Raw genomic sequence first — 25,972 nt, 5'->3', positions numbered from 1 at the left:
GTTCTTAGTAATTATCTAGCTGTTTTGGGTTGATTATTTTGGGGATTTGTACGATAATGGGGAACGTACAATTTTATAAAAACGATGACATTAATTTTTATATATAGCCAGTAAGAGAAGAGGATTATCATGGATAAAAAAGAAAACGTATTGTATCATTTTGTTGGAATCAAGGGATCAGGTATGAGTTCATTAGCACTTGTATTATTTGAAAAAGGGTTAAGTGTACAAGGTTCTGATGTAGAAGAGTATTTCTTTACACAACGTGATTTAGAAAAATCTGGTATTACTATTTTACCTTTCGATAAAGAAAATATCACAAAAGACATGATCGTGATAGCAGGGAATGCATTTCCTGATACACATGAAGAGTTGGTTCGTGCAAAAGAATTAGGAGCGGAAATCATTCGTTATCATGATTTTATTGGACGTTTTATTCAGCCGTTTACAAGTGTGGCTGTGACGGGTTCACATGGGAAAACAAGCACAACAGGTTTATTGTCTCACGTATTGACTGGAATCGCACCAACAAGCTATCTGATTGGTGATGGGACAGGTCATGGCGACCCAAGTGCTGAATTTTTCGCATTTGAAGCGTGCGAGTATCGCCGTCATTTCTTAGCCTATTCTCCAGATTATGCGATTATGACAAATATTGATTTTGACCATCCTGATTATTTTAAGAGTATTGAAGATGTGTTTTCTGCTTTTCAAACAATGGCGAAACAAGTGAAAAAAGGGATTTTTGCTTATGGTGATGATAAGTATTTACGTCAGTTAAAAGCAGATGTTCCAGTGTACTATTATGGACTAGCAGAAGATGACGATATACAAGCTAAAAATATTGAACGTACTACACAAGGTTCTTCTTTCGATGTTTATCACAATGAAGAATTTGTTGGGCATTTTGTATTACCAGCATTTGGTCAACACAATATCATGAACGCATTAGGCGTGATTGCTGTAGCTTATTTTGAAGATTTGGATATGGATAAAGTAGCACAAGAGATGCTAACTTTTGAAGGTGTAAAACGTCGTTTTACAGAGAAAAAAGTTTCAGACATGATCATTGTGGATGATTATGCTCATCATCCAACAGAAATCATTGCAACGATCGATGGCGCTCGTCAAAAATACCCAGATAAAGAAATCATTGCTGTGTTTCAACCGCATACCTTCACACGTACGATTGCCTTGATGGATGAATTTGCTGAAGCCTTGGATTTAGCAGATGCTGTTTATCTTTGTGATATTTTTGGATCTGCTAGAGAACAAAAAGGCGATGTAAAAATCGAAGATTTAGGGAATAAAATCCAAAAAGGCGGACAAGTCATCAAAGAAGATAACGTATCTCCGCTTTTAGATCATGAAAATGCTGTAATGGTCTTCATGGGTGCAGGTGATGTTCAGAAATTTGAGCAAGCATATGAAACGTTATTAAGTAATACGACTAGAAGTGTTTTATAATTATATAGCTAAATTTATTTCTTAATCAGAATAAACGGCGGGAAAAAAGCAACTCCTTCGGAAACAAGCTGGAATTCACAAAAATTTTAAGAACAATTTTCGTGAATTACTTCTTATTTCTCGGAGCTAAACGTTTTTTTACCTGCCTCTTCTTTTTAACTTGCCTTTTATCGTCATTTTGGTACAATTATCTTATCATTAGTGGAGGTGTACTAATTTGAATATCGGAAAACCGAGAAAATTAGGCAAAACCATCGAAGATATTGAGGAAGGCGATTCGCTGTCTTTAACCGAATCGATCGAAGATAAAGAGTTACTTCTTTATTTGGGCTTAACAAACGATGCCAATCCCTTATATATCCAACATGATTATGCCCAAAAAACAGAATATGGCAAACCAATCGTACCATCGATCATGCTGATGGGAATCATCACGAGTGCAATTTCAAAGCATTTACCAGGACCAGGGTCTCATGTGGTGAATTTTTCCGTAAATTTTGTGGAACCTGTTTTTCATTATGAAACATTGACGTTTCAGTTTGAAGTGATCAAGGTAGATAAAATGAAAGATGTTGTGACAATTTCGATTGAAGTCGTAAATGAGGAAGAAGATCGAGTACTTGATGCGGTCGTAATGGTGCAGCCCCCTCAAGTTACAATAACAGATTTAGAAGAGAAAGAAGGAGAAATAGATGAATAATGGAGCAGTAGTAAATGCTGGAATAAACAAGTTTTATTCAAAGATTTATGCATTTTTAGCGATGGGAATCGGAGTTAGTGCGCTGGTATCCTATCTGATTTTAAATGTTTACCCAATCGTTTTAGTAACATTGTTGCATTCAACAGCTTTGTTTTTTGGTTTGTGGATCGCCCAAATTGGATTAGTCATATTTCTAGGAGTTAAAGCTCAAAAAAGTCCTAGCTTAGCGGTCGGTGGATTTTTAGTTTATTCCATTCTAAATGGTGTGACAATATCTGCGACACTATTATTATATGCGCAAGCAACTGTGGTTAGTGCCTTTGTAAGTGCGGCAGCAACTTTTGGTGCAATGTCATTAGTAGGAATGTTTACAAAAAAAGATTTATCTGCAATGGGTCACGCCGCTTATAGCGCGTTGATTGGAATTATTATTGCAATGGTGATTAATTTCTTTTTCTTAAAAAGTAGCGCAGTATCATTTTTCATTTCTATTTTGATGGTATTGATCTTTGCTGGAATCACAGCTTATGATAATCAAAGAATTCGTCAAGTTTATAACGAATCAGGTGGACAAGCAGGAACTGGTACCGCAGTATTCTTCGCGTTACAATTATACCTTGATTTTATCAACTTATTCTTAGCTTTCTTACGAATTTTTGGTAAAAACAATTAATCTAATGAAACTAAATCAACAGTATCTAGAGAAATCTAGATACTGTTTTTTTGTTTGTATAGATATTTATACACAAAATGAAATTTATAATGAATTAAAATTCTTTATTTGGTTGAAATGTGATATAAAATGCATTGACTAACCTAGTACTTTGATTTATACTTTTATAAAATCACAGAAATACAGATGATTATCAATGCATGGGATGGTGTAAATGATGGAAGTGTATGAAAAAGTGCCAAAGGGATTTAAGTTTTACGGAACGCATGTTGGGATAAAGAAAAAAAGAAAAGATTTTGGGCTGATCGTAGCAGATAAAGTTTGTTATGCTGCGGCAGTTTTTACAAAAAATACATTTTGCGGAGAATGTATTCCGGTCGGGAAAGACCACGTGAAAAATGCTGAATTGCAAGCTGTTGTGGTGACGAGTGGTATTGCTAATGTTGCAACTGGTAAAATTGGTAGAGAAAATGAGTATAAAATTTTAGAAAAACTAGCGAATAAACTAACAATCGAAAAGGAAAATATCCTCCCTTCCTCCACGGGTGTAATAGGTCCACAGCTACCGATTGAGCTCATTGAAAATTTCTTAGATGAGAAGCCGATCGTTTTAAAAGAGAATTATGAAGATTTTGCACAAGCTATTTTAACAACAGATAAGCGAATCAAGGTTCGTAGCCTGAAAGTTGGAGAGGCTACGATTTTAGGAATCGTCAAAGGTTCAGGAATGATCGAACCAAATATGGCGACGATGTTGTCCTACATTTTGACTGATGCAAAAGTGGAAAAACAAGAGATTTATCCTATGTTGAAAATAGCAGTCGATCAATCTTTCAATACAATCAGTATCGATACGGATACAAGTACTAGTGACACAGTCGCATTTTTAGCCAGTGGGCACCATGAAGTCGAAAAAACAGAATTGCAAGAAGCGTTGAATCAAATCTGTAAAGGATTAGCATTAGATGTAGTAAAAGATGCTGAAGGCGCTACAAAGACGATGTTTGTGACAGTCAAAAATGCTGAAAGCAAAGAACAAGCAAAAAATGCCGGGAAATCGATTATCAACTCACCTTTAGTAAAAACTGCTTTATTTGGACATGATCCTAATTGGGGGCGTATAGCAATGGCTCTTGGTAAAACAGAAGGGTTGATTTTTGATCAAAATAAAGTAGAAATCTATTATGGACAGTATCCAATTTTTTCAACTAATAATGAAGAAAAACAAAACATCAACAAAATCGCTGAATACATTGAACAAAATGAGGATATTTATTTAATGGTCGATCTACATCAAGGCACAGAAAGTTTTGAAGTGATCGGTTGTGATTTAAGTTATGAGTATGTCAAAATAAATAGTGATTACTCGACTTGAGTATTTATCATTGCTGGTTGGACTATTAGAAAAAGCATACAAATTAGCTAGACGGCCCCACCTTAATTCTAAATTTAAAAGTTTTACTTTCTTCTCTTTTATTTTACGAATGTATGTTCTATAATAAGGACAGAATAGGTGGGATCGAATATGCAGAATACGCAAAGAATCGCAGTCCGCAGATTAGTGGAGTTTATTTTGCGCAGAGGGAGTATCGATGCTAGACATACTAGCGAACATACCGCGTTAGAAGGCGCAAAGATCCATCGAAAACTTCAGAAAACAGCCGGTGAGAATTATCAAAAAGAAATCAAACTCGCTATTAACATAGAATTAAACCAGCAAATCTACATAATTGAAGGTCGTGCAGACGGCATTTTTATTGATGATACAAAACGAACGGTGATCGATGAAATCAAAACATCAGAACCTGCATTTTCAGAATTGTTAGAAGAACAAATCGACATGTATTGGTATCAAGTGATGTGTTATGGACATATTTACTGCCAGCAGGAAGACTTGGATGAAATCACATTGCAATTGACCTATTATCAAACAACAACCGAAGAAATTACCCGACAAGAAAAGGAATTTACCAAAGAACAGTTAAAAGAATTCTTTGACGATCTGACTCAAAAATATGAACAATGGCTGATTTTCAAAACAAATTGGCGTAAAATTCGGAATCGTTCATTACAAAAATTACCTTTTCCGTATGGCGATTATCGTGCTGGCCAAAGGGAATTGGCTGTGGCTGTCTATAAAACAATTTTAAGTGATCAAAAATTATTTGTTGAAGCGCCAACTGGAACGGGAAAAACTATTTCGACTTTATTTCCAACACTAAAAGCGATTGGTGAAGAACAAGCAGAAAGAGCGTTCTATTTAACCGCTAAAACAATCACTCGTCAAGTAGCAGAAGATGCTGAAGAAGCGATGAAACAAAAGGATATGCAGCTAAAAAGTGTTACCTTAACAGCAAAAGATAAAATATGCTTCTTAACCGAACGAAATTGCACGCCGGAAGCTTGCCCTTTTGCTAATGGCTATTATGATCGTTTGAATGAAGGATTATGGGATTTGTTAAATAATGAAAATCAATTTACTCGTGAAATCATTGAACTCTATGCTCGTAAACATACCTTATGCCCATTTGAACTTTCTTTAGATGTTAGTTTGTGGTGTGATTTAGTGATCTGCGATTATAATTATTTATTTGATCCTGTTGTTTATTTAAGACGTTTTTTTGAGGAGCAGACGGAAGTCAAAGAAAATATATTTTTAGTAGATGAGGTTCATAATTTGGTTAACCGCTCACGAGAAATGTATTCGGCAGAATTGTCTAAAAGTAAGTTTTCAGCACTGAAACAAGTAATCGATAAGAATCAGACCAAGCTGATCCGAGCGCTTATCAAAATTGAAAAAGAATTTGAAAGAATCAAACAAATCTGCGATGAGGAAGAAAAAGAATTTTTACATCAACATGCGCCAATCGATTCTCTTGTTAAAGCGGCGTATTCACTAGCTGAAAAAATCAAAGAGTGGCTCCCAGAAAATCAAGATCATGCTGAGTTGAATCAAATCTTGTCTGTTTATTTTGAGTTGCTGAATTATACTAAAATCAGCGAAGGGTATGATGACCATTACTGCACGTATGTGAATTGTCAAAATTATGACATCATCATCAAGCAATTTTGTATTGACCCAAACTATCTTTTACAGCAAAAACTAGACAAAGGAAAAGCCAGTATTTTATTTTCAGCAAGTTTAACGCCGTTAGATTATTATCAGGAAATTTTAGGTGGTGGAGAGGAAAGTTTACGTTATCGAATTCCCAGTCCGTTTCCAAAAGAAAATCAATTATTGGTGATCGAAAAATATATTCAAACGACCTATAAAGAACGTGTCAATAGCTATGAAAAAATCATTGAAAGTTTAACGAATATGATTCAGCAAAAGCAGGGAAATTATTTTGTTTTCTTTCCGTCCTATTCGTACATGGATATTATTTATGAAATGTTCCGAGAAAAAAATCCCCACGTCAAAACAAAAATACAAGCTAGCATGATGAATGAAGCGGAACGTGAAGCTTTTTTGGTTGATTTTGTTTTAGAACCGACAGAAACATTAGTTGGTTTTTGTGTCTTAGGAGGAATTTTTTCAGAAGGGATCGATTTAAAAGGCAGTCGCTTGATCGGGACTGCAATTGTTGGAGTTGGGTTACCGCAAATCAATCATGAGCAAGAATTGATCAAAGGTTATTATGATCAACAAAAAAATCAAGGATTTCAATTTGCTTATCAAATTCCTGGGATGAATAAAGTCTTGCAGGCGGCAGGTCGAGTGATTAGAGATACAGAGGATAGAGGGATCGTTTTGCTGTTGGATCAGCGTTTTTCAACGGCTGCTGTTCAACGTTTTTTTCCGCCTCATTGGAATCAGGTTCAAACTTCTTATTCCCATGAACAGACAAAGCAGCTTATACAACAGTTTTGGCAATTGGATTAAGCAAATGATAATAGGAAAAAACTCGTCTTACTGGTATACTAAAACAGGAACTGATTTGTAGAAGCTACTCTTTATTTTTAATGATGTACAATGACTATAAAAAAGCCGAAGGTCTGATTATCGGCTCTTTTTTGAGCAAAAATTGACCAGTTTATTTAAATAAAATTATTGTTGGGAGACTAAAATATGAAAACAATCTTAGTATTACATACAGGCGGTACGATTTCGATGTCAAAAGAGGCAGATGGAAATGTCACGACAAACAACATGAATCCACTGCTCAACCAAGAAGAACTACTAGCAGGGAAAGTAAATTTGATTGTAGAACCGATTTTCAATATTCCTTCTCCTCACATGACCTTAGAACGGATGTTGGAGTTAAAGGAGCGTATCCAAAAAGCGTATACTGAGAATGTCGATGGAGTAGTGATCACTCATGGAACTGATACATTAGAAGAAACGGCTTATTTTTTAGATATTACACTAGAAAATAAAATTCCAGTTGTGCTAACAGGGGCTATGCGTTCTAGTAATGAAATCGGGACAGACGGATTATATAATTTTATTAGTGCAGTCTGGACGGCTTGCTCAGATGAATCTGTTGGCAAAGGAGTGTTGGTTGTGATGAATGATGAAATTCATACAGCTCGTTATGTGACGAAAACTCATACCACAAATGTTGCAACATTTCGGACCCCAACATTTGGTCCGATTGGTATGATTGCCAAGGAACGTACTTTTTTTGCTAGTGAAGTGCGTCCGCAAGAAGTTTGTGATATCCAAAATGTATCAGGTGAAGTTTATGTGATTAAAGCTTATGCTGGAATGGATGGCAGTTTGTTCGATTTAGTGGATAATGATCAGACAGATGGTATTGTGATAGAAGCATTAGGTGCCGGTAATCTTCCACCAGAGACTTTGCCATCATTAGAACGTCTCTTAGCTAGAAATATCCCAATCGTTTTAGTATCCCGCTGTTCAAATGGAATCGCTGAGGATATTTATGATTATGAAGGTGGCGGCGTTAATTTAAAGAAAATGGGTATTATTTTTTCTAGAGGTTTAAACGGACCGAAAGCTCGAATCCGATTGATCGTCGGTTTAAACAGTGGGAAAGATCCACAGGAATTATCTGACTTCTTAAGTGAATAAATGAAAAAGCATAACGAGCGTAGAAACAAATTGTTTCAGTTCGTTATGCTTTTATATTAACGGAAATTCGTAAATTGTAATTCCACTGGTAAATCTAAATTTCTAAGCAAAGTAATCACTTTTTGTAAATCATCACGGCTTTTCCCAGTTACTCTGATTTGATCTTCTTGAATCTGAGATTTCACTTTAATGCCGGAATTTTTGATTGCAACGTTGATTTTTTTAGCATTATCACGATCGATTCCGCTAATCAAATCACCATATTGACGGGCAGAACCGCCAAGTGCTTTTTCACTTGTTGAGAAGTGGATATTTTTAATAGGCACCTCACGTTTAACTAACTTACTGAACAAGACATCTTTTACTTGCTCGATTTTATAGTCATCTTCTGCGACCACCACTAATTTATTATTTTCTAACTTGATATCTGCGATTGATCCTTTGAAGTCAAAACGGTTTTTGATTTCTTTCAGTGCGATTTGGATAGAGTTTTTGACTTCTTCCATATTTATTTCGGATGTTACATCAAAACTTGCTTCTTTTGCTGCCATTGGATAAGCTCCTCTCATTATTTCTTACTTTTATAGTACCATTAATTAGGGAAGAAACAAGTATAAAATGTTTTTAGGATAAAGATCAGTTCAAGGGAAGGGGAACGATAGAAGGGGCAATGAGTAAGACTAAAATAATCCTCATTTTCCTCTTTTTTTCTTTTCTTTTTTTAAGCAAACTGTTATCCTAATTCGAGGGATTTTATCTAAGGAAGCAAATATTGAAGCTGGAAAGAGTATTGAAGGCAATTCATGTGAGGGGGAAGTTTTGGATGAGTAAATGGGTTATTTCGTACAAACAAAGTGAGACATTGAAGAAGTTTGCTGTTATTTTTGTTACTGGGATTTTAGTAGCAATCAGCTTGAACTTTTTTTTGATACCAGCTAAGGTTTTTTCTGCTGGAATGAATGGAGTTGCACAAATCATTGCAACGTTATTACATACACATCTTGGGATTACAATCGATACAGGTCTTTTTATTTTGTTATTAAATATTCCTATTTTTATTTTAGGCTTTATGAAGCTTGGGAAAGAATCAACGATTTACAGCTTTTTAAATGTAGCGTGGGTGTCACTGACAACAATTTTGATTCCAATCGAAGTGATCACGACGAATCCATTGATGAACGCGATTGCTGGTGGAGTTCTAATTGGGATTGGTGCAGGTCTATCGCTTAAAATGGGTTTTACAACTGGCGGAATGGATGTTATTTCATTGGTTCTATCGAAAACAACAGGTAAAACAGTTGGTAATTATATGTTTATGCTGAATGGAATCATTGTGGCGTTAGCTGGTTTTGTTTTTGATTGGGAAAGTGCGTTATATACGATTATTTCGATTTATTGTATGACTCAAGTGGTCGATACGATCCATACAAGTCATCAAAAAGTCACAGCGATGATTGTAACGGTTCAGCCTGAAGTTGTGACACAGGCAATTTCAAAACAAATGATTCGTGGGATGACTTTGTTGCCATCGATGGGTGGTTATTCTGGCGTTGAAGGACGTATGATCATGATGGTGATCACGCGTTACGAGTTGTATGATTTAGAACAAATCGTTTATGAAGTTGATGAAAATGCCTTTATGAATATTATTCCTACGCATTCTGTGTTAGGACGATTTGCAAATGAAGATGAGCAACGTATTTTTAAAAGTACAGGAAGTTTCCCAGAGATGAAGAAATATAAGTCAAAACAAAAATAGAAGCGTCTTTTCGAATTTATCAAAAATTCTGATTTCAATCAGATTTTTGATGAATTTTTTTGATTTAAGCTTGTCGATAATTTACCTGATAAATTTCCCAGACGTTGACACTTTTTCTCTAACAAATAACTGATTTCCCAGAAATTCTTAGAAGTATTGATAGCGTATTCATGCAATGGTATAACTAACATGTAAAACAAATAAAAAGAAGGAAGGTGTTTCGCTAGTGATGGAGAAAGTGCAGCGGTTTGGAGGAGCAATGTTTACTCCGGTCTTATTATTTTCATTTTCGGGAATTATGGTAGCGCTTGCGATTATCTTTAAAAATCCAATGATCGTTGGAAGTATTGCCAATGAAGGGACCGCTTGGTATGGTGTCTGGTCTGTTTTGGAAAGTGGAGCTTGGACGGTTTTTAATCAAATGGAGTTGCTGTTTGTGATTGGTTTACCGATTGGGTTAGCTAAAAAAGCTAACGCTCGGGCAGCGATGGAAGCTTTTGTAATTTATCTGACCTGTAATTATTTTATCAGTAGTATGCTAGAATATTTCGGTCCGTTCTTTGGGGTTGATTTTTCCCAAGAAGTTGGTGGCGATAGTGGGATGAAACTGATTGCAGGTATCAAAACATTAGATACAGGTATTATTGGTGCTATTTTTATTTCAGCAATCGTGGTTTGGCTGCATAATCGTTACTTTGATACTAAGTTACCAGACTTTTTAGGTATTTTTCAAGGGTCATCGTTAGTAGTAATTTTAGGATTTTTCGCTATGTTGCCGATTGCTTTTCTGATTTGTTTGATTTGGCCGAAAATTCAAATGGGTATCAGTTCAATGCAGACATTCTTAGCAAGTGCAGGAACCTTTGGGGTTTGGTTGTATACGTTTTTGGAAAGAATTTTAATTCCTACAGGATTGCATCATTTCATTTATACACCGTTTGTTTTTGGACCGGCAGTTGTTGAAAATGGCATTACTAAATATTGGATGGCTCACTTAAATGAATATGCGCAAACAACAACACCACTTAAACAATTATTCCCACAAGGTGGTTTTGCTTTACATGGAAACTCGAAAATTTTTGCTTCACCTGGGATCGCAGCAGCATTTTACTTTACTGCAAAACCTGATAAGCGAAAAAAAGTATTAGCCATTTTGATTCCTGTAACTTTAACTGCCGTTTTAGCTGGTATTACAGAACCATTGGAATTTACGTTCCTATTTGTTGCACCGCCATTATTTGTTTTACATGCTGTATTAGCTGCAACAATGGCTGCGACAATGTATTTCTTCGGTGTTGTAGGAGATATGGGTGGTGGTTTTATTGATTTATTGGCAAAAAACTGGATTCCGCTATTTGCAAATCATAAAGGGATGATTTTCACGCAATTGATTATTGGTTTATCTTTCACTTTGATCTATTTCGTCGTTTTTCGAGCGTTGATTTTGAAATTTAATTTCGCGACACCTGGAAGAGAAGAAGAAGACCAAGAAGTTAAATTATATAGTAAAAAAGAATATAAAGAAGCGAAAAAAGCTGGAACTTTGGGCGAAGTTGCTATGGCCGGTGCAAATCAATATACAGAACAAGCGGCAGTTTATTTAGAAGCGTTTGGCGGTAGTGATAATATCGAAAAGGTCAATAATTGTGCGACTCGTTTGAGAATTACAGTGAAAGATGAAGGAATTGTTTTACCTGATAGTGCATTTAAAGAAGGTGGGGCTCACGGCGTTGTTAGAAGTGGTAGCGCATTTCAAGTAATCGTTGGTTTAGATGTCCCTCAAGTGAGAGAGCAATTCGAGAACTTATTAGCATTAGGAAATGAAAATCAAATAAATGAATAAAAATGAAGGAGCTGGAAAAAATGAAGAAATTTTCAATCGTAATTGCAGGTGGAGGAAGTACATTTACTCCCGGAATTGTTTTAATGTTATTGGATAACTTAGAAAAATTTCCAATCAGACAAATCAAATTTTATGACAATAATCCAGAAAGACAGAAACAAATCGCGGATGCTTGCGAGATCATCATCAAAGAACAATCACCAGAAATTGAATTTTTAGCAACGACAGATCCTATGACAGCCTTTACCGATGTTGACTTTGTGATGGCACATATTCGTGTCGGTCTATATGCTATGCGGGAAAAAGACGAGAAGATCCCTTTAAAATATGGGGTAATCGGACAGGAAACATGTGGACCAGGAGGGATTGCTTATGGGATGCGCTCGATTGGAGGCGTGCTAGAATTGATCGATTATATGGAAAAATATTCACCTGATGCGTGGATGCTGAACTACTCGAATCCGGCAGCAATCGTGGCTGAGGCTACTAGAAAATTACGTCCCAATACAAAAATCATCAATATTTGTGATATGCCAGTCGGTATAGAAGAAAGAATGGCGAAAGCAGTTGGTTTAAGCTCTAGAAAAGAAATGGTGGTTCGGTATTATGGATTGAATCACTTCGGCTGGTGGACGGATATCAGAGATAAAGAAGGCAATGATCTGATGCCGAAAATCAAAGAACATGTGAAGGAATATGGTTATTCACTGAAAGAAGAAATCGAGGAATCTCAACATACAGATGCTAGCTGGATGCATACGTTTGCCAAAGCCAAAGAAGTATTTGCAGTTGATCCCACTACCTTACCGAATACGTATTTGAAATATTATTTCTACCCGCAAGATGAAGTAGCACATGCGAATCCAGAATATACAAGAGCAAATGAAGTAATGGCTGGACGTGAGAAACATGTTTTCGGTGAATGTAATCGAATTACCCAAGCTGGAACGGCTAAAGGAACAACTCTGGAAGTCGATGAACACGCATCATATATTGTAGATCTAGCAAGAGCAATTGCCTATAACACTCATGAAAGAATGTTGTTGATCATTGAAAATCAAGGAGCTGTCGTTAATTTCGATGAAACCGCGATGGTTGAGGTTCCCTGTATTGTTGGAAGCAATGGACCAGAGCCAATCGTTCAAGGGAAAATCCCTCGCTTTCAAAAAGGCTTGATGGAGCAACAAGTAGCAGTCGAAAAATTAGTTGTCGAGGCATGGGCAGAAGGCTCTTACCAAAAATTATGGCAAGCACTAATGTTGTCTAGAATTGTACCAAATGCTCGAGTTGCCCAAGAGATTTTAGATGATCTAGTGGAAGCGAATAAAGAATTTTGGCCTAAATTGTCATAGTCCTGTTCAAGGTAGTTTTCCTTAGTAAATTCCCTTAGTATCGTTTTGTTTTTTCATCCTTTATACTAAGGGAAGAACACTAAGGGGAAGAGGGATCAGTTATGAATTTAGAAACATTGATGCAAAAACACCAAAAACAATTAAGTGAAATGGATTGGGCTATTTTAGGATATATTTTAGAAAACGAACAAGATATTATGCGTCTAAGCATTGTTGAATTAGGTGAAAAGGTTCATAGTTCCAAATCATCGATTTTACGTTTGGCAAAAAAGTTGGGTTTTTCTGGCTATTCAGAGTTTAAGTATTTTATGCGGCAGTCTAAGCAAAATAATATTGGTGCGACAGGGACAGATTTAATCGAGTTACAAACAAAAGACATTGAAAATACAGTCAAATTGGCGCAACAAACGGATTTCACTGCATTGAATAAAGCAATTCAAAAAGCCAATACCGTTTATTGTTACGCGACAGGTTACTCACAAAGAAAAGTGATCGAAGAATTTTCCAAAATGTTGATGATTTGCGATAAACGTTCTATTATAATCCCAGTTAAAACAGAACTAGATATCAGCATGTCAATGATCTCAAAAGAAGATATTGTTTTATTTGTCTCTTTAAGTGGCGAAACCGATGAGATCAAGGAAAATATTTTATCCTTAAATGCTCGAAAGATCCCAGTGGTTGCGCTCACTACTTTCTCCCATAATTTTTTTGCAGAACATGCGCAATTCGCCTATTTTTATTATTCAACACCATTTACGGTTTCTGGGAAAGAGCATATAGCCCAGTCTTTGGTAGGGTTAAGTGTATTGATGGACTTGGTTTATCGAAAATATGTTACTTATTTGAATAAAGAATTTGAGGAGGGAATTTGATGACTTTATTGTTGCATCCAACTAAAATAAAACGGGTATTATTTGGTTATTGGCTGATGGTTCCTCTGTTATTTGGTGTATATATTTTGACTTTGGCAACAGTTAAACAAGTTTCAGTTGGGACTGTTTTTACGAGCATCCCTAGTTTGACCTTAACAAGTATTGTTGTTCTGTTACTGTTTTTTCAACTATTTGGTCTGTATATCATGAATAATTCAAGTGATTGTCGGCATTCTTTATTAGGGTTTTATTTAAAATTCAATATGGTTCAGCAATTATTGTCCGTTAACATCCCTGGATTCATTATATGTTTACTATTTTATCGGAGTTTATTAGATGACAAAGAAGTAGTTGTATTGCCAAAACAAGTGCAATGGACGGTTTATAGCTTAATGGTGTTTGTCGGTTTACTAACTATTTTAGTTCTTTGGGTTCGATCATCGTTATAATATTATGAAGAGTGTAGGCGCAAATAATCAGTTGTCTCACTCTTTTTTTGGACAAAAAGCAGTAAGTGTCTACACTTTTGTGAAACTCTGGACAAAAGTTTTCTGAAAAAGTCAATTTTAGTAGAAAAGTACTAAAAAGTCTGCTAAAATATAACTGTTGGTTAAGGATATCCTTAACAAATAAAGTTTTTTTAAAACTTAGGAGGAATTTTATTATGCCATTAGTATCAGGAACAGAATTTCTTAAAGCAGCTCGTAAAAACGGCTACGGTGTTGGCGGATTCAACACAAACAACCTAGAATGGACAAAAGCAATCCTTGCAGGTGCTGAAGCGAAACAAGCACCAGTATTGATCCAAACTTCTATGGGTGCTGCTAAATACATGGGCGGATACCAAGTATGTTATGACTTAGTGAAAGACTTGATCTACTCAATGGGTATTACTGTACCTGTAGCTCTTCACTTAGATCATGGTGAATATGAAGATGCATTAGAATGTATCGAAATTGGCTACACTTCAGTTATGTTTGACGGATCTCACTTACCATTCGAAGAAAACATCGAAAAAGCAAAAGACGTTGTTGCTAAAGCACACGCTAAAGGCGTTTCTGTAGAATGTGAAGTTGGTTCAATCGGCGGCGAAGAAGACGGAATCATTGGTTCTGGCGAATTAGCTGATGTTCAAGAATGTGTACAAATGGTTGCAACTGGTATTGATTACCTAGCTTGCGGAATCGGTAACATCCACGGTTCATATCCAGACAACTGGACTGGATTAGCATTTGACCACTTACAAGAAATCGCTGACGCTGTTGGTGACATTCCATTAGTATTACACGGTGGATCAGGTATTCCTTTAGAACAAGTTCAAAAAGCAATCTCAATGGGCGTTTCTAAAATCAACGTGAACACTGAATGTCAAGAAGTATTTGCAGCTGCAACTCGTAAATACATCGAAGAAGGCAAAGATCTTGAAGGTAAAGGCTTTGACCCTCGTAAATTGTTAGCACCAGGAACAAAAGCTGTTACTGAATTAGTAGAACAACGCATCGAATGGTTCGGTTCTGCTAATAAAGCATAATTAATTTCTACAAGTAATTTAAACTGAAACAACAGGTTCGCTGTTGTTTCAGTTTTTTTGTTTTCAAAAGGATGTTAACCTATCAATTTTCGTTCAAAAATGTTCAAAAACTAATTAGAAATCAAGTAATTGGAGAAAAATAACCAAATGCGAATGGCTGTTGGCTTTTTTATTGTTCCTTAATGTGTTAGAATAGTTTGGGTATATTACAAAAAAATAAAACTATTTGTTTTACTATAGATAGGTGAGAATATTAAATGAAAAAAATTGTAATCAATGGCAATCGTCCATTAACAGGAGAAGTATGTATCAGCGGTGCAAAAAACAGTGCAGTGGCATTGATTCCAGCGGCTATCTTAGCCGATTCACCCGTAACATTAGATGGTGTGCCTGATATTCAAGATGTTCATTCATTAATAGAAATTTTAGAAATTATGGGTGCTAAAACAACCTTTACTGACAATACACTAGTCATTGATCCAACAGAAATCGTTTCTGTTCCAATGCCTAAAGGTAAAATCAATAGTCTTCGTGCTTCTTATTACTTTATGGGCTCATTACTTGGTAAATTTGGTGAAGGTGTTGTTGGACTTCCTGGCGGCTGTTATTTGGGCCCTCGTCCAATCGATCTTCATATCAAAGGATTTGAAGCGCTAGGCGCTGATGTAACAAATGAGCATGGTGCAATGTATTTAAGAACGAAAGACGGGCTTCATGGAACTAGAATCTTTATGGATATGGTTTCGATTGGCGCTACGATCAACGTAATGTTAGCTGCTGTTAAAGCAGAAGGTAAAACAATTATCGAAAATGCGGCTCGTGAACCAGAAATTATTGATGTTGCAACCTTATTGAATAATATGGGTGCAAACATTCGAGGTGCTGGAACAGATATTATTAGAATCGAAGGCGTTGAAAAATTACATGGTTGCCGTCATTCGATCATTCCTGACCGAATTGAAGCTGGAACGTATTTAGCTTTAGCTGCAGCAATGGGTGAAGGGGTAAAAGTTCGTAATGTGATTTATGAACATCTAGAAAGTTTTATTGCTAAATTACAAGAAATGGGCGTAAAGATGACGATCGAAGAAGATATGATCGAAGTACATCCGTCTCATGATTTGAAAATGACTACAGTAAAAACCTATCCTTATCCAGGTTTTGCGACAGATTTGCAACAACCGATCACTCCTTTGATGTTAAAAGCTAAAGGGACAGGTGAGGTTATTGATAGTATCTATGCGCAACGGACTAAGCATATCCCTGAGCTTGTGCGAATGGGTGCGGATGCTTCGATCGAAGGCAACATGATCATTATTAATGGTCCAACACAATTACATGGTGCAGAAGTTGTAGCTTCAGATCTTAGAGCAGGTGCTTGCTTAGTAATAGCAGGATTGATGGCAACTGGCACAACAACGATTTATAATGTGGAATACATTTTACGTGGCTATGACCACATCATTGAAAAATTAACTGCACTTGGTGCTGATATCCAAATGATTGAAACTGAAGAAGAAATCGAGGTGGCTAAATGAGTGACTATTTAACGATGGCGGAGCTTGAAAATAGTACCTTAAAAGATATTTATTCTTATGCTAAAGAGTTCAAGATCCCTTATTATAGTCAAATGAATAAAAAAGAGTTATCTTTAGCTGTTATCAGAGCACAAGCTGAGAAACAGGGTTTTTTCTTCATGGAAGGAATTTTGGATATTGTTTCTCAGGACGGCTATGGTTTTTTGCGGCCAATCAATTATGGGCCTAGTGCAGAAGATATCTATATATCCTCTTCTCAAATTCGCCGATTTGGTTTACGAAATGGTGATAAAGTTGCTGGAAAAGCACGCCCTCCAAAAGAATCAGAACGTTATTATGGTTTAATGCATGTTGAAAGTGTCAATGGGAAAGATCCAGAAGAAGCAAAAGAACGTCCACATTTCCCAGCATTAACACCACTTTACCCCGAAAAACAAATCAAATTAGAAACAACTTCAGGTAGATTATCAACGCGAATGATCGATATTTTTTCTCCTGTTGGCTTTGGTCAGCGTGGTCTAATTGTGGCACCTCCTAAAGCAGGGAAGACAAGCGTATTAAAAGAAATTGCAAATGGTATCTCAGAAAATTATCCAGACGTAGAATTGATTTTACTATTGATCGATGAGCGACCAGAAGAGGTTACCGATTTAGAACGTAGCGTTAAAGGCGACGTTGTTTCTTCAACCTTTGATCAGCAACCTCAAAACCATACACGTGTTTCTGAATTAGTCTTAGAGCGTGCGATGCGTTTAGTTGAAGATAAACGTGATGTCGTGATTTTGATGGATAGTATTACTCGTTTAGCGCGTGCGTATAACTTGGTGATCCCAGCAAGTGGACGTACGTTGAGCGGTGGGATCGATCCTGCGGCGTTCTACAAACCGAAACGTTTCTTTGGTGCAGCTAGAAATATTGAAGAAGGTGGGAGTTTAACGATTCTTGCTACAGCGTTAGTGGATACTGGAAGTCGAATGGACGACGTTATCTTTGAAGAATTCAAAGGAACAGGAAATATGGAGCTGCATTTGTCGCGTGATTTAGCAGACCGCCGTATTTTCCCTGCAATCGACATCAAAAAATCAGGTACGCGTAAAGAAGATTTGCTAATGTCATCTGAACAATTAGAAGAGACGTGGAAATTGCGCAATCATATGACTGGCGATTCTTTAGAATATACGGAGCAATTCGTTAAATTTTTACGTAAAACAAAAAACAATCAAAAATTCTTTGAAGATTTTCACGATGTTTCTTTTGGTAGACAAGCGAAAAAAAATATTAAAAGATAATTGCATCGATAAACGAATCATGCTATTATAGTACTGTTGTATATCGACAAATAAACTCTGATGCAGCAAATGGATCAGGGCAAAGGAGCGAAAAGACTATGAAACAAGATATCCATCCAGAATATCATCCAGTTATTTTTATGGACTCAACTACAGGCTTTAAATTTTTATCAGGTTCTACTAAGCACTCTGATGAAACAGCTGAGTGGGAAGACGGAAATACTTACCCAGTAATCCGTGTCGAAGTTACATCTGACTCTCATCCATTTTACACTGGACGTCAAAAATTCACACAAGCAGACGGACGTGTGGACCGTTTCAACAAAAAGTATGGTATCAAAGATACCAACGCCAATCCAGAAGCTTAATTCAAACAGCAATGTTTATAAGACGCAGCTCATTTATGAGTTGGGTCTTATTTTTTGTTCTTTTAAAAAAAGTTAAGTTAAGAAGCTTTTTATTATGAATTATTCTTTTAGTTTTGTACACTTTAATAAAGTATGAGCTAACTATTGAGGAGGAGTCGTTATGATATGGTATAAAATGACACCAGAACAAGTGCTAACAGCATTACAGTCTGGTTCAAATGGGCTCGATAGAACGCAAAGAAAAGAGAAACAAGAAGAAGACAGTAACACTCTTTCAAAAGAAAAAGAAGCAAGTAAATTACAAAAGTTTTTTCATCATTTTCACGATTTATTGATTTATGTGCTGCTTGTATCGGCTGTATTAAAAGGCATCAGTGGTGATTTTGTTGATATGGCAATTATATTGTTTGTGGTGATCATAAATGCAGTTATTGGCTATGTTCAAGAAGCAAAAGCGACAGATTCTTTGGAAAGTCTTTCATCAATGATGAGCTCAGATGCAGTCGTTTTAGTAGATGGTGAAAAAGAAACTGTTAAAGCAGAATCTTTAGTTCCAGGAGATATTGTCTATTTAAGTCCAGGCGATATTGTTCCAGCAGACCTTAGAGTGATCGAAGCGTATAATTTAGTAATCGATGAAGCCATTTTAACTGGTGAATCAACGCCTGTTGAGAAAAGTACGCTTACACTTGATGAAGAAGCGGATCTAGGTGATCATACAAATATGGCCTATTCCGGTACATTGGTCAATAGCGGTGCAGGTATTGGGATCGTTGTACAAATCGGGGATCAAACTGAGATTGGTAAGATCAATCAGCATTTGAAAAGTGTGGGAAGTAATGAAACACCTTTGATCAAAAAAATGAAACAATTAAATAAACAGATTTTTATATTTTTAATGGGCTTGATCATCTTTCTAGTTTTGTTTAGTTTGTTTTTCCGAGAATTGTCGGCAGGTGAATTACTATCTTCTATGATTGCTTTAGCTGTTTCGGCTGTTCCAGAAGGATTGCCAGCCGTTTTGTCCATTATTTTGTCCGTTGGGGTAACACGAATGGCACGTCAGCATGCTATTATCAAGAAAATGCCAGCTGTTGAAACGTTAGGAAGTATGGGCGTGATTTGCTCGGATAAAACAGGAACTCTAACAAAAAATGAGATGGAAGTTGTAGCACTAGTCACGTCAAAAGAAACAATCGATACAACAACTAATAATGCAGAATCAGATTCTATTCGCCAAGTCGAAAAAAATGAAAATTTACGAAAAATGGCGGAAATTGCTTTGTATTGTAATGATACAAAAATCACATATAAAAATGGTGTACGAGAAGTGATCGGGAATCCTACAGAAGGTGCGTTACTTGATTGGGCAAATCATACAGCTCTTGTGGAAGAAGAACATGATATCAGCAAGATTCCTTTTGATTCATCTTATAAATACATGGCGACATTAGTCGAAATTCAAGATAAGCGTTATATTTATTTAAAAGGAGCACCAGATGTATTATTAAATATGGTTGAATATCAATTAGCAGATGAAAAATCAGAAGGGTTTAATGAACCTTATTGGCAACAAAAAATCAGTCAACAAGCAACAAAAGGTCAAAGGATTTTAGCTGCTGCGTTTAAAGAAGTAACGAAAGAACAGACAACACTTGCGCATGAAGATTTGCAAAATGGGATGGTACTTGCAGGTTTATTTGGAATTATCGATCCGCCAAAAAAAGAAGCAATTGAAGCAGTTCGTATCAGTCGCAAAGCAGGTGTTTCAGTAAAAATGATTACTGGGGATCATAAGGATACTGCGGTAGCGATCGCCAAAGAAATTGGGCTTGAGAATTATGAAAATGCATTGGTAGGAAAAGATATTGAACAACTAAGCGATGATGAATTGGCGAAAGTGGTCTTAACAAATGATGTTTATGCTAGAACGACACCAGAGCATAAACTGCGCTTGGTCCATGCAATCCAAAAAAATGGACAAATCGTCGGAATGACTGGGGATGGTGTCAATGATGCACCAGCTCTTAAACAAGCAGATATTGGTATTGCTATGGGAATCAAAGGAACTGAAGTGACTAAAGACGCAGCGGATATGGTCTTGGCAGATGATAATTTTGCGACTATCACCTTAGCGATCAAAGAAGGTAGAAGAGTTTACGAAAACTTGAAAAAAACAATTTATTTTTCTTTACCAACGGCGTTTGCACAAGGGTTATTAGTGGTGGTTTCCTTATTATTAGATAGACCGTTACCTTTGACTTCTGTACAAATTTTGTGGCTGAATATGGTGACGACTATTACATTGTCATTTGCTTTAGGATTTGAACCGTTAGCAAAAAATGGAATGGATCAACCTCCTCGTAATCCTAAGGAAAATATTTTAGATCGATATGCTGTTTTCCGTATCGTTTATGTGTCACTCTTATTAGCAGCCCTAGGTTTTTTAGTTAATGGATTTTTAGAAGGGCGCAATGCATCTGAAGCTGTTATGCAAACGACATTGATTACCACCATCGTGTTTGGTCAAGTTTTTTATATGATCAATTGTCGGGAAATTTATAAGTTTTCGATCAATAAAAGTATCCTCTCAAATAAAGTATTATGGTTATCTCTGCTCGTTTTAATTATTTTACAAGCATTGTTGACTTACACGCCGATCATGCACCTAGCATTAGGGACAGCAGCTATAGGTTGGCCATATATCAAATTAGCATTACTTTCAGGGCTTGTTGTATTTGTAGTCGTAGAACTTGAAAAACTAATTACTCGAAACCTGAAAAAAAATTAAAAGAATTATGGAGGTATTCTGTTTAGAAAAAACGGAATACCTCGTTTTTGTTAAGTGCAACTTGACAAAAAAATTGTAAATATAAACAAAAGTAGCCTAAATTGAAGTTTAGAGAAAAAAATGCTGCAAAAAATGATAAAATAGTGTTAGCTTACTCAATTGAACAATCGATTTCAAACGGAAGAGAGATGAAAGTATTGAAAATCAGTAATCAAAAATTTGGAGAAAATGCTATTTTGTATTCGCTTACGAACGACAATGGGTTGACAATGAATGTCACGAACCTAGGAGCTAGAATCGTTGATTTGATCGTGCCAGTTAACGGAGAAAAGCGGAATATTGTATTGGGATTTGAAACTGCCGAGGAATATCTGTCTAAAGACATGTATTTTGGCGCAACGATTGGTCGTGTTGCTGGAAGAATCAAAGACGGTTCATTTTCAATTGATAATCACAAGTACCAATTACCAGTATCTCCTGAAAATGGTCATACCTTGCATGGAGGGGCGGAAAGTTTTGAGGCAAAAATCTGGGAAGCGGAAATAGAAGAAAAAAGTAATCAAGTTTCTGTTATATTTTCTTATATGAGTCCTGATGGAGAACATGGTTTTCCAGGAGAATTAAAAGCTCGTGTAATCTACTCCTTAACAAACGAAAATGAATGGATCGTTGACTATCAAGCTGAAACAGATCAACCAACGTTATATAACCCAACAAATCATGTTTATTTTAATTTGACAGGGGATGTCACACAACCAGTTGGTGAGCATGAATTATTTGTAGATGCTGACCGATTTGCAGTAGTCGACAGTGATACAACTGTTACAGGTGTATTACGCTCAGTTGATGAGACACCTTTTGATTTTAGAGAATCAAAGAGTATGAATCAAGTATTTGAGACACGTTATGAGCAAAATAACTTGGTCGATGGTTTGGATCATCCATTTATATTAAATCGTACGGGCTTTGATCAGCCCCAAGCAATTATTACTGCACCCAAAAAAGATCTTTCTGTTGAGATGTATACTGATCGACCGGCAGTGGTTATTTTCACAGCACAATTTGGAGAAATGGGTCCAGAGGTTCGAGGGGAGAAATTAGTCAATCATGGTGGACTAACATTAGAAACGCAAGTCAGTCCAGGAGCTGTTGAATTCGATGGATTTGGCGATATTATTTTATATCCAGAGACAATTTATCAAAGTCGAACAATTTACAAAATCAATTGATCAAAAATAATCATGCGGGAGTGGTATGAATGACGGAAAAATTATTAGGTAGCATTGAAGCTGGCGGTACAAAATTTGTGTGTGGTGTCGGAAATGACGAGTTAAAAATTATTGAAAGAGTTAGTTTTCCCACCACTACGCCAGAAGAAACAATGGCTCTAGTGATTGGTTTTTTCAAAAAATACAACTTAAAAGCGATTGGCATTGGCTCGTTTGGACCAATCGATATCCATAAAGGTTCACCAACTTATGGACATATTACCTCGACACCTAAATTAGCTTGGCAGGATTATGATTTTGTTGGGGCGATGAAAAAAGAATTTGATCTTCCTATCGCATTTACAACAGATGTAAATGCTGCAGCTTACGGAGAATATGTTTCTGGAAATGGCAAGGGGTCTTCCAGTTGTGTTTATTATACGATTGGTACAGGTGTTGGCGCTGGTGCTATCCAAGATGGTCATTTTATTGAAGGGTTCAGTCATCCAGAAATGGGCCATATGATTGTAAAAAGACATTCAGATGATAAATTTAAAGGGAGCTGTCCATTTCATAGCGATTGCTTAGAAGGTATGGCAGCAGGACCTGCGATTGAAAAAAGAGCTGGAAAAAAAGGGCAGGATCTATCAGAAGAAGATTTAATTTGGGATATCGAAGCATATTATATTGCACAAGCAGCTTATAATACCACATTAATGCTTGCGCCAGATGTAATAATTTTTGGTGGGGGAGTAATGAAGCAACGCTACATGTTAGTTAAAGTCCATCGTGAATTTGAAAAGCTGATCAACGGTTACGTGAAAACACCACCATTAAAAGATTATCTTGTGACACCTAAGTTAGAGGATGATCCAGGAACGATTGGGTGTTTAGCATTAGCTAGAAAAGAATTAGAAAACGACTAAAAAATAAGCAATCAGGATGAAAAATGTTCTTGATTGCTTATTTTTTATTAATAGATAAAGATAGGATTTATTTTAAGCGTTCATCATGCATCAACTGAATTTGCACCCCAAAAGGATCCTCTACAATCCCGTAAGCCCCACTGAAAACATTTTGATTCAACGGTACAATGATTTTGACACGATCATCTGATGTTAGATTGGAATAAAAAGTTTCAATCTCGACTAAATCAGCACTTTGAATACACAAAGAAAAGTTAGTACCTATTTTAAATGATTGGGTTGGATCCATTGAATCTTCTGCAATCATTAGTTTCGTTTGACCAATTTGTAAAACTGAATGGGAAATGAACTGTTTATTTTCTTCTGTCACTAGGAAACTGTCATCTCTTTTGGCCATGTCTTCATAGGTCACAACAAGTAGCTCTTCTGCACTTAAATGTTTTTTATAAAACGCCAAAGCCTCCCCAGCACGTCCATTCATGGATAAAAATACTGCAATTTCTAAAGTCATATGAATTCCTCATTTCTTTTATTTTCTTTTCACCTTTAGTATACTGTTTAAAGGTGTCAAAACATGATACTTTTAGGAGGAGTTATGAAAAAAGCAGAACGCATCAATGATATGATTCTTTTTTTAGCCAATAAAAATAGTTTTAATTTAAAAGAATTGATCGATCGATATAACATTTCAAAAAGTACAGCGCTGAGAGATATACAGTCACTTGAAGAAATTGGTCTACCGATTTACTCTGAACTTGGAAGATATGGTAAATATCAACTGTTGGATACTCGGATAGTGGCTCCAGGTTTATTTACAGAAGGTGAAATTTATGCGCTTTATTTTGCTTTGTTAACGTTAAAAGGTTATCGCTCTACACCTTTCAACATGGAAAGCAGTACACTTGAATTAAAATATAGTCAGGTTCTGCCAGAGAAGTTACAACAAAAACTTTTATTAATGCGTAAAATCATTACACTTGAGCAAGTCAATCACAGCAATGTCAGTCAGTATTTAAAAGAAATCGTTGAAGGAATCCTTCATGAAAAGATCTTTAACATTCAGTATGCAAAAAAACAAGGAAAAGTGTCCATCAAGGCTCAATTTATTCAGCTTTCTTCTAAGTTTGGCCAATGGTATGCTAGAATTTGGACGATTGAAACCCAACAAATTCGTGTTATTCGTTGCGATAAAATTGAGTCACTAGAAGAAGAAAACCGTCAAGATTCACTACCACTTGAAATGCTATTAGAAAAAGCTGAAACGTTTTATCAAAAGGAACAACTAACGTCATTTTCAATCAAAGTCGATGAAAAGGGCAAAGATATTTTTTCTAAGGAAAACTACCCTTCAATGTCAATCCAAGTATCTGAAGAAAATTATTTGATTAGCGGGTACTACCATACAACCGAGGAAGAATTTATTACGAATTACTTGCTTCGGTTTGGAAAATCAATTATACAAATAGAGCCGACTCAATTAAATGCAAGTCTGTCAAAAAAAGCGGCATCCCTTGCTGATTACTTGAGTCAGTTATAGCATTTTGTAAAAGTGACAACTAACATAAAAGATGTTAAAATGAACATAACTTACAAAAAGTAAGTGTGTTGGATGGATAATTTTTCGTCCTAAAAACAATGAAAAAGGGAGGAAAAAAATGCATTATCTATTTGAAAAAGGTGCGCCAAATGGCAAAAAATTACTATTACTTCATGGTACTGGAGGAGACGAAACATCATTGCTCGACATTGCTCGTTTCTTGGATGAAGAGGCTACGTTACTTTCATTTCGCGGAACAATTCAAGAATCAGGGATGAATCGCTTTTTTAAGCGAAACGGGTTGAATCAATTTGACTTAGTTAGTCTAGAAGAAGAAAGTGACCGCCTGCTCCAATCAATCACATCAGTTAGTGAAGAAAAAGGTATACCGTTAGAAGAATGGGTTATTGTTGGTTATTCAAACGGTGCTAATATTGCGGCACACATGTTGTTGGAACGTAAGACCGCTATCAAGCATGCTATTTTGTTTCACCCAATGTCTTTAGGTGTCGATACCCAAGATTTTCCACTTTCTGATAAGGGTCTGTGGTTGTCTGTGAGTGAAAATGATCCTATTGTTTCAAAGGAAGCTTCAAATCAGCTAGTTCAACAATTAAAAAATCGCCAAGCAGCAGTTACAATTACGACGACTAATTCAGGTCATCAAATAACCATGGACGAAATCAATCAAGCAAAACAATGGTTGAGTGGGCGCTAAATAATTCGTTGATAAAAAACAAAGCGAATCGTTTGTAGCAAGTTTAAAATGATGCTATCCTAGTTATGTAATATAAATTAACTAGGAGGGATTTTCACATGGCAGATTTAAATGGACGCGTAAATGATGCAAAAGACAAAGTTGAAGGAACAGCTAAAGAAGTTCAAGGTAAAGTAACAGATGATAAAGGTAAAGAACTTGAAGGCAAAGCGCAATCAGCTTTTGGCGATGTAAAAGACAAAGCTCGTGATGCCGGTGATGATATCAAAGATGGCGCTGAAAAATTAGGCGACAAAATCAAAGAAGGTTTTGAAGATATCAAAGAAAAATTCCATAAACATGACGATAAATAAAATATGAAA

General features: G+C 36.2%; 23 protein-coding genes. 21 read left to right on the top strand and 2 right to left on the bottom strand.

Features of this window, described 5'->3' with window-relative positions:
- Nucleotides 1-129: 129 nt before the first annotated feature.
- From murC to IGL98_RS10860, 6 genes are all read left to right on the top strand, one after another.
- Complete coding sequence (gene murC / locus IGL98_RS10885) at nucleotides 130-1,467, top strand: UDP-N-acetylmuramate--L-alanine ligase (RefSeq protein ID WP_206842160.1); 1,338 nt, start codon at nucleotides 130-132, stop codon at nucleotides 1,465-1,467.
- 217 nt (nucleotides 1,468-1,684) lie between these two features.
- Nucleotides 1,685-2,167, top strand: coding sequence for a MaoC family dehydratase (locus tag IGL98_RS10880; protein ID WP_069646586.1), 483 nt, complete (start codon nucleotides 1,685-1,687; stop codon nucleotides 2,165-2,167).
- Nucleotides 2,160-2,840 (top strand): Bax inhibitor-1/YccA family protein, encoded by a 681-nt coding sequence (locus tag IGL98_RS10875; protein ID WP_206911497.1) that lies wholly within the window; start codon nucleotides 2,160-2,162, stop codon nucleotides 2,838-2,840. Before IGL98_RS10880 ends, IGL98_RS10875 begins: the two co-directional genes overlap by 8 nt.
- Nucleotides 2,841-3,054: 214 nt before the next feature.
- On the top strand, nucleotides 3,055-4,215 hold the full coding sequence (gene argJ, locus IGL98_RS10870) for a bifunctional glutamate N-acetyltransferase/amino-acid acetyltransferase ArgJ (protein ID WP_242590058.1): 1,161 nt from the start codon (nucleotides 3,055-3,057) through the stop codon (nucleotides 4,213-4,215).
- Nucleotides 4,216-4,365: 150 nt separating this feature from the next.
- A complete protein-coding gene (locus tag IGL98_RS10865) occupies nucleotides 4,366-6,723 on the top strand; it encodes an ATP-dependent DNA helicase (RefSeq protein WP_206911498.1) in 2,358 nt (785 codons plus the stop codon).
- A 186-nt stretch (nucleotides 6,724-6,909) separates the two neighbouring features.
- Nucleotides 6,910-7,875 (top strand): asparaginase, encoded by a 966-nt coding sequence (locus IGL98_RS10860; protein WP_206911499.1) that lies wholly within the window; start codon nucleotides 6,910-6,912, stop codon nucleotides 7,873-7,875.
- 56 nt (nucleotides 7,876-7,931) lie between these two features.
- On the opposite strand, the gene IGL98_RS10855 is transcribed toward IGL98_RS10860, so the two are convergent.
- Complete coding sequence (locus IGL98_RS10855; protein WP_206842153.1) at nucleotides 7,932-8,426, bottom strand: YajQ family cyclic di-GMP-binding protein; 495 nt, start codon at nucleotides 8,424-8,426, stop codon at nucleotides 7,932-7,934.
- Between the two features lie 272 nt (nucleotides 8,427-8,698).
- Between IGL98_RS10855 and IGL98_RS10850 the strand changes: the two genes are divergently transcribed.
- The 12 genes from IGL98_RS10850 to scrK all read left to right on the top strand — a co-directional run bounded on the left by IGL98_RS10850 (nucleotide 8,699) and on the right by scrK (nucleotide 23,355).
- Nucleotides 8,699-9,634, top strand: a complete 936-nt coding sequence (locus tag IGL98_RS10850; RefSeq protein ID WP_206842151.1) for a YitT family protein — start codon at nucleotides 8,699-8,701, stop codon at nucleotides 9,632-9,634.
- Nucleotides 9,635-9,860: 226 nt separating this feature from the next.
- Nucleotides 9,861-11,477 (top strand): alpha-glucoside-specific PTS transporter subunit IIBC, encoded by a 1,617-nt coding sequence (locus IGL98_RS10845; RefSeq protein WP_206911500.1) that lies wholly within the window; start codon nucleotides 9,861-9,863, stop codon nucleotides 11,475-11,477.
- A gap of 20 nt (nucleotides 11,478-11,497) precedes the next feature.
- Nucleotides 11,498-12,829 carry a 6-phospho-alpha-glucosidase gene (locus tag IGL98_RS10840; RefSeq protein WP_206911501.1) on the top strand — a complete coding sequence of 444 codons (1,332 nt, stop codon included), beginning with the start codon at nucleotides 11,498-11,500 and terminating at the stop codon, nucleotides 12,827-12,829.
- 101 nt (nucleotides 12,830-12,930) lie between these two features.
- On the top strand, nucleotides 12,931-13,704 hold the full coding sequence (locus IGL98_RS10835; protein WP_206911502.1) for a MurR/RpiR family transcriptional regulator: 774 nt from the start codon (nucleotides 12,931-12,933) through the stop codon (nucleotides 13,702-13,704).
- On the top strand, nucleotides 13,704-14,153 hold the full coding sequence (locus IGL98_RS10830; RefSeq protein WP_206911503.1) for a hypothetical protein: 450 nt from the start codon (nucleotides 13,704-13,706) through the stop codon (nucleotides 14,151-14,153). The genes IGL98_RS10835 and IGL98_RS10830 overlap by 1 nt, the downstream gene beginning before the upstream one ends.
- Before the next feature lie 215 nt (nucleotides 14,154-14,368).
- Nucleotides 14,369-15,235 carry a class II fructose-bisphosphate aldolase gene (locus tag IGL98_RS10825; RefSeq protein WP_206911504.1) on the top strand — a complete coding sequence of 289 codons (867 nt, stop codon included), beginning with the start codon at nucleotides 14,369-14,371 and terminating at the stop codon, nucleotides 15,233-15,235.
- Between the two features lie 257 nt (nucleotides 15,236-15,492).
- Nucleotides 15,493-16,773, top strand: coding sequence for a UDP-N-acetylglucosamine 1-carboxyvinyltransferase (locus IGL98_RS10820; RefSeq protein ID WP_069646575.1), 1,281 nt, complete (start codon nucleotides 15,493-15,495; stop codon nucleotides 16,771-16,773).
- On the top strand, nucleotides 16,770-18,062 hold the full coding sequence (gene rho / locus IGL98_RS10815; protein ID WP_206842139.1) for a transcription termination factor Rho: 1,293 nt from the start codon (nucleotides 16,770-16,772) through the stop codon (nucleotides 18,060-18,062). Before IGL98_RS10820 ends, rho begins: the two co-directional genes overlap by 4 nt.
- A gap of 98 nt (nucleotides 18,063-18,160) precedes the next feature.
- Entirely contained in the window at nucleotides 18,161-18,430 is a 270-nt protein-coding gene (locus IGL98_RS10810) for a type B 50S ribosomal protein L31 (protein ID WP_069646573.1), read from the top strand.
- A gap of 160 nt (nucleotides 18,431-18,590) precedes the next feature.
- Nucleotides 18,591-21,221 carry an HAD-IC family P-type ATPase gene (locus tag IGL98_RS10805; protein ID WP_206911505.1) on the top strand — a complete coding sequence of 877 codons (2,631 nt, stop codon included), beginning with the start codon at nucleotides 18,591-18,593 and terminating at the stop codon, nucleotides 21,219-21,221.
- A 188-nt stretch (nucleotides 21,222-21,409) separates the two neighbouring features.
- Nucleotides 21,410-22,450 (top strand): aldose epimerase family protein, encoded by a 1,041-nt coding sequence (locus tag IGL98_RS10800; RefSeq protein WP_206842180.1) that lies wholly within the window; start codon nucleotides 21,410-21,412, stop codon nucleotides 22,448-22,450.
- Nucleotides 22,451-22,479: 29 nt separating this feature from the next.
- Nucleotides 22,480-23,355 (top strand): fructokinase ScrK, encoded by an 876-nt coding sequence (scrK, locus tag IGL98_RS10795; RefSeq protein ID WP_206842137.1) that lies wholly within the window; start codon nucleotides 22,480-22,482, stop codon nucleotides 23,353-23,355.
- A gap of 67 nt (nucleotides 23,356-23,422) precedes the next feature.
- Here the strand turns inward: scrK and IGL98_RS10790 are convergent, their stop codons facing one another.
- Nucleotides 23,423-23,866, bottom strand: coding sequence for a VOC family protein (locus IGL98_RS10790; protein ID WP_206842133.1), 444 nt, complete (start codon nucleotides 23,864-23,866; stop codon nucleotides 23,423-23,425).
- Between the two features lie 84 nt (nucleotides 23,867-23,950).
- Between IGL98_RS10790 and IGL98_RS10785 the strand changes: the two genes are divergently transcribed.
- The 3 genes from IGL98_RS10785 (at nucleotide 23,951) to IGL98_RS10775 (ending at nucleotide 25,963) form a co-directional block, all read left to right on the top strand.
- Entirely contained in the window at nucleotides 23,951-24,892 is a 942-nt protein-coding gene (locus IGL98_RS10785) for a helix-turn-helix transcriptional regulator (protein ID WP_206842129.1), read from the top strand.
- Nucleotides 24,893-25,010: 118 nt separating this feature from the next.
- The gene (locus tag IGL98_RS10780; protein ID WP_206842125.1) at nucleotides 25,011-25,610 is read left to right on the top strand and encodes an alpha/beta hydrolase; all 600 of its coding nucleotides are present in this window, start codon (nucleotides 25,011-25,013) and stop codon (nucleotides 25,608-25,610) included.
- 98 nt (nucleotides 25,611-25,708) lie between these two features.
- Entirely contained in the window at nucleotides 25,709-25,963 is a 255-nt protein-coding gene (locus tag IGL98_RS10775) for a CsbD family protein (RefSeq protein WP_010760943.1), read from the top strand.
- Nucleotides 25,964-25,972 lie beyond the last annotated feature (9 nt).

It is taken from the genome of Enterococcus sp. DIV0840, assembly GCF_050527835.1.
Lineage (GTDB): Bacteria > Bacillota > Bacilli > Lactobacillales > Enterococcaceae > Enterococcus_L > Enterococcus_L ureasiticus.
This window is presented reverse-complemented; position numbering and strand designations above follow the sequence as displayed.

Coding starts and splice junctions, on each gene's coding strand:
- murC (WP_206842160.1), top strand. CDS start 130: ATGGATAAAAAAGAAAACGTATTGTATCATTTTGTTGGAATCAAGGGA.
- IGL98_RS10875 (WP_206911497.1), top strand. CDS start 2,160: ATGAATAATGGAGCAGTAGTAAATGCTGGAATAAACAAGTTTTATTCA.
- argJ (WP_242590058.1), top strand. CDS start 3,055: ATGATGGAAGTGTATGAAAAAGTGCCAAAGGGATTTAAGTTTTACGGA.
- IGL98_RS10865 (WP_206911498.1), top strand. CDS start 4,366: ATGCAGAATACGCAAAGAATCGCAGTCCGCAGATTAGTGGAGTTTATT.
- IGL98_RS10860 (WP_206911499.1), top strand. CDS start 6,910: ATGAAAACAATCTTAGTATTACATACAGGCGGTACGATTTCGATGTCA.
- IGL98_RS10855 (WP_206842153.1), bottom strand. CDS start 8,426: ATGGCAGCAAAAGAAGCAAGTTTTGATGTAACATCCGAAATAAATATG.
- IGL98_RS10850 (WP_206842151.1), top strand. CDS start 8,699: ATGAGTAAATGGGTTATTTCGTACAAACAAAGTGAGACATTGAAGAAG.
- IGL98_RS10840 (WP_206911501.1), top strand. CDS start 11,498: ATGAAGAAATTTTCAATCGTAATTGCAGGTGGAGGAAGTACATTTACT.
- IGL98_RS10835 (WP_206911502.1), top strand. CDS start 12,931: ATGAATTTAGAAACATTGATGCAAAAACACCAAAAACAATTAAGTGAA.
- IGL98_RS10830 (WP_206911503.1), top strand. CDS start 13,704: ATGACTTTATTGTTGCATCCAACTAAAATAAAACGGGTATTATTTGGT.
- IGL98_RS10825 (WP_206911504.1), top strand. CDS start 14,369: ATGCCATTAGTATCAGGAACAGAATTTCTTAAAGCAGCTCGTAAAAAC.
- IGL98_RS10820 (WP_069646575.1), top strand. CDS start 15,493: ATGAAAAAAATTGTAATCAATGGCAATCGTCCATTAACAGGAGAAGTA.
- rho (WP_206842139.1), top strand. CDS start 16,770: ATGAGTGACTATTTAACGATGGCGGAGCTTGAAAATAGTACCTTAAAA.
- IGL98_RS10810 (WP_069646573.1), top strand. CDS start 18,161: ATGAAACAAGATATCCATCCAGAATATCATCCAGTTATTTTTATGGAC.
- IGL98_RS10805 (WP_206911505.1), top strand. CDS start 18,591: ATGATATGGTATAAAATGACACCAGAACAAGTGCTAACAGCATTACAG.
- IGL98_RS10800 (WP_206842180.1), top strand. CDS start 21,410: ATGAAAGTATTGAAAATCAGTAATCAAAAATTTGGAGAAAATGCTATT.
- scrK (WP_206842137.1), top strand. CDS start 22,480: ATGACGGAAAAATTATTAGGTAGCATTGAAGCTGGCGGTACAAAATTT.
- IGL98_RS10790 (WP_206842133.1), bottom strand. CDS start 23,866: ATGACTTTAGAAATTGCAGTATTTTTATCCATGAATGGACGTGCTGGG.
- IGL98_RS10785 (WP_206842129.1), top strand. CDS start 23,951: ATGAAAAAAGCAGAACGCATCAATGATATGATTCTTTTTTTAGCCAAT.
- IGL98_RS10780 (WP_206842125.1), top strand. CDS start 25,011: ATGCATTATCTATTTGAAAAAGGTGCGCCAAATGGCAAAAAATTACTA.
- IGL98_RS10775 (WP_010760943.1), top strand. CDS start 25,709: ATGGCAGATTTAAATGGACGCGTAAATGATGCAAAAGACAAAGTTGAA.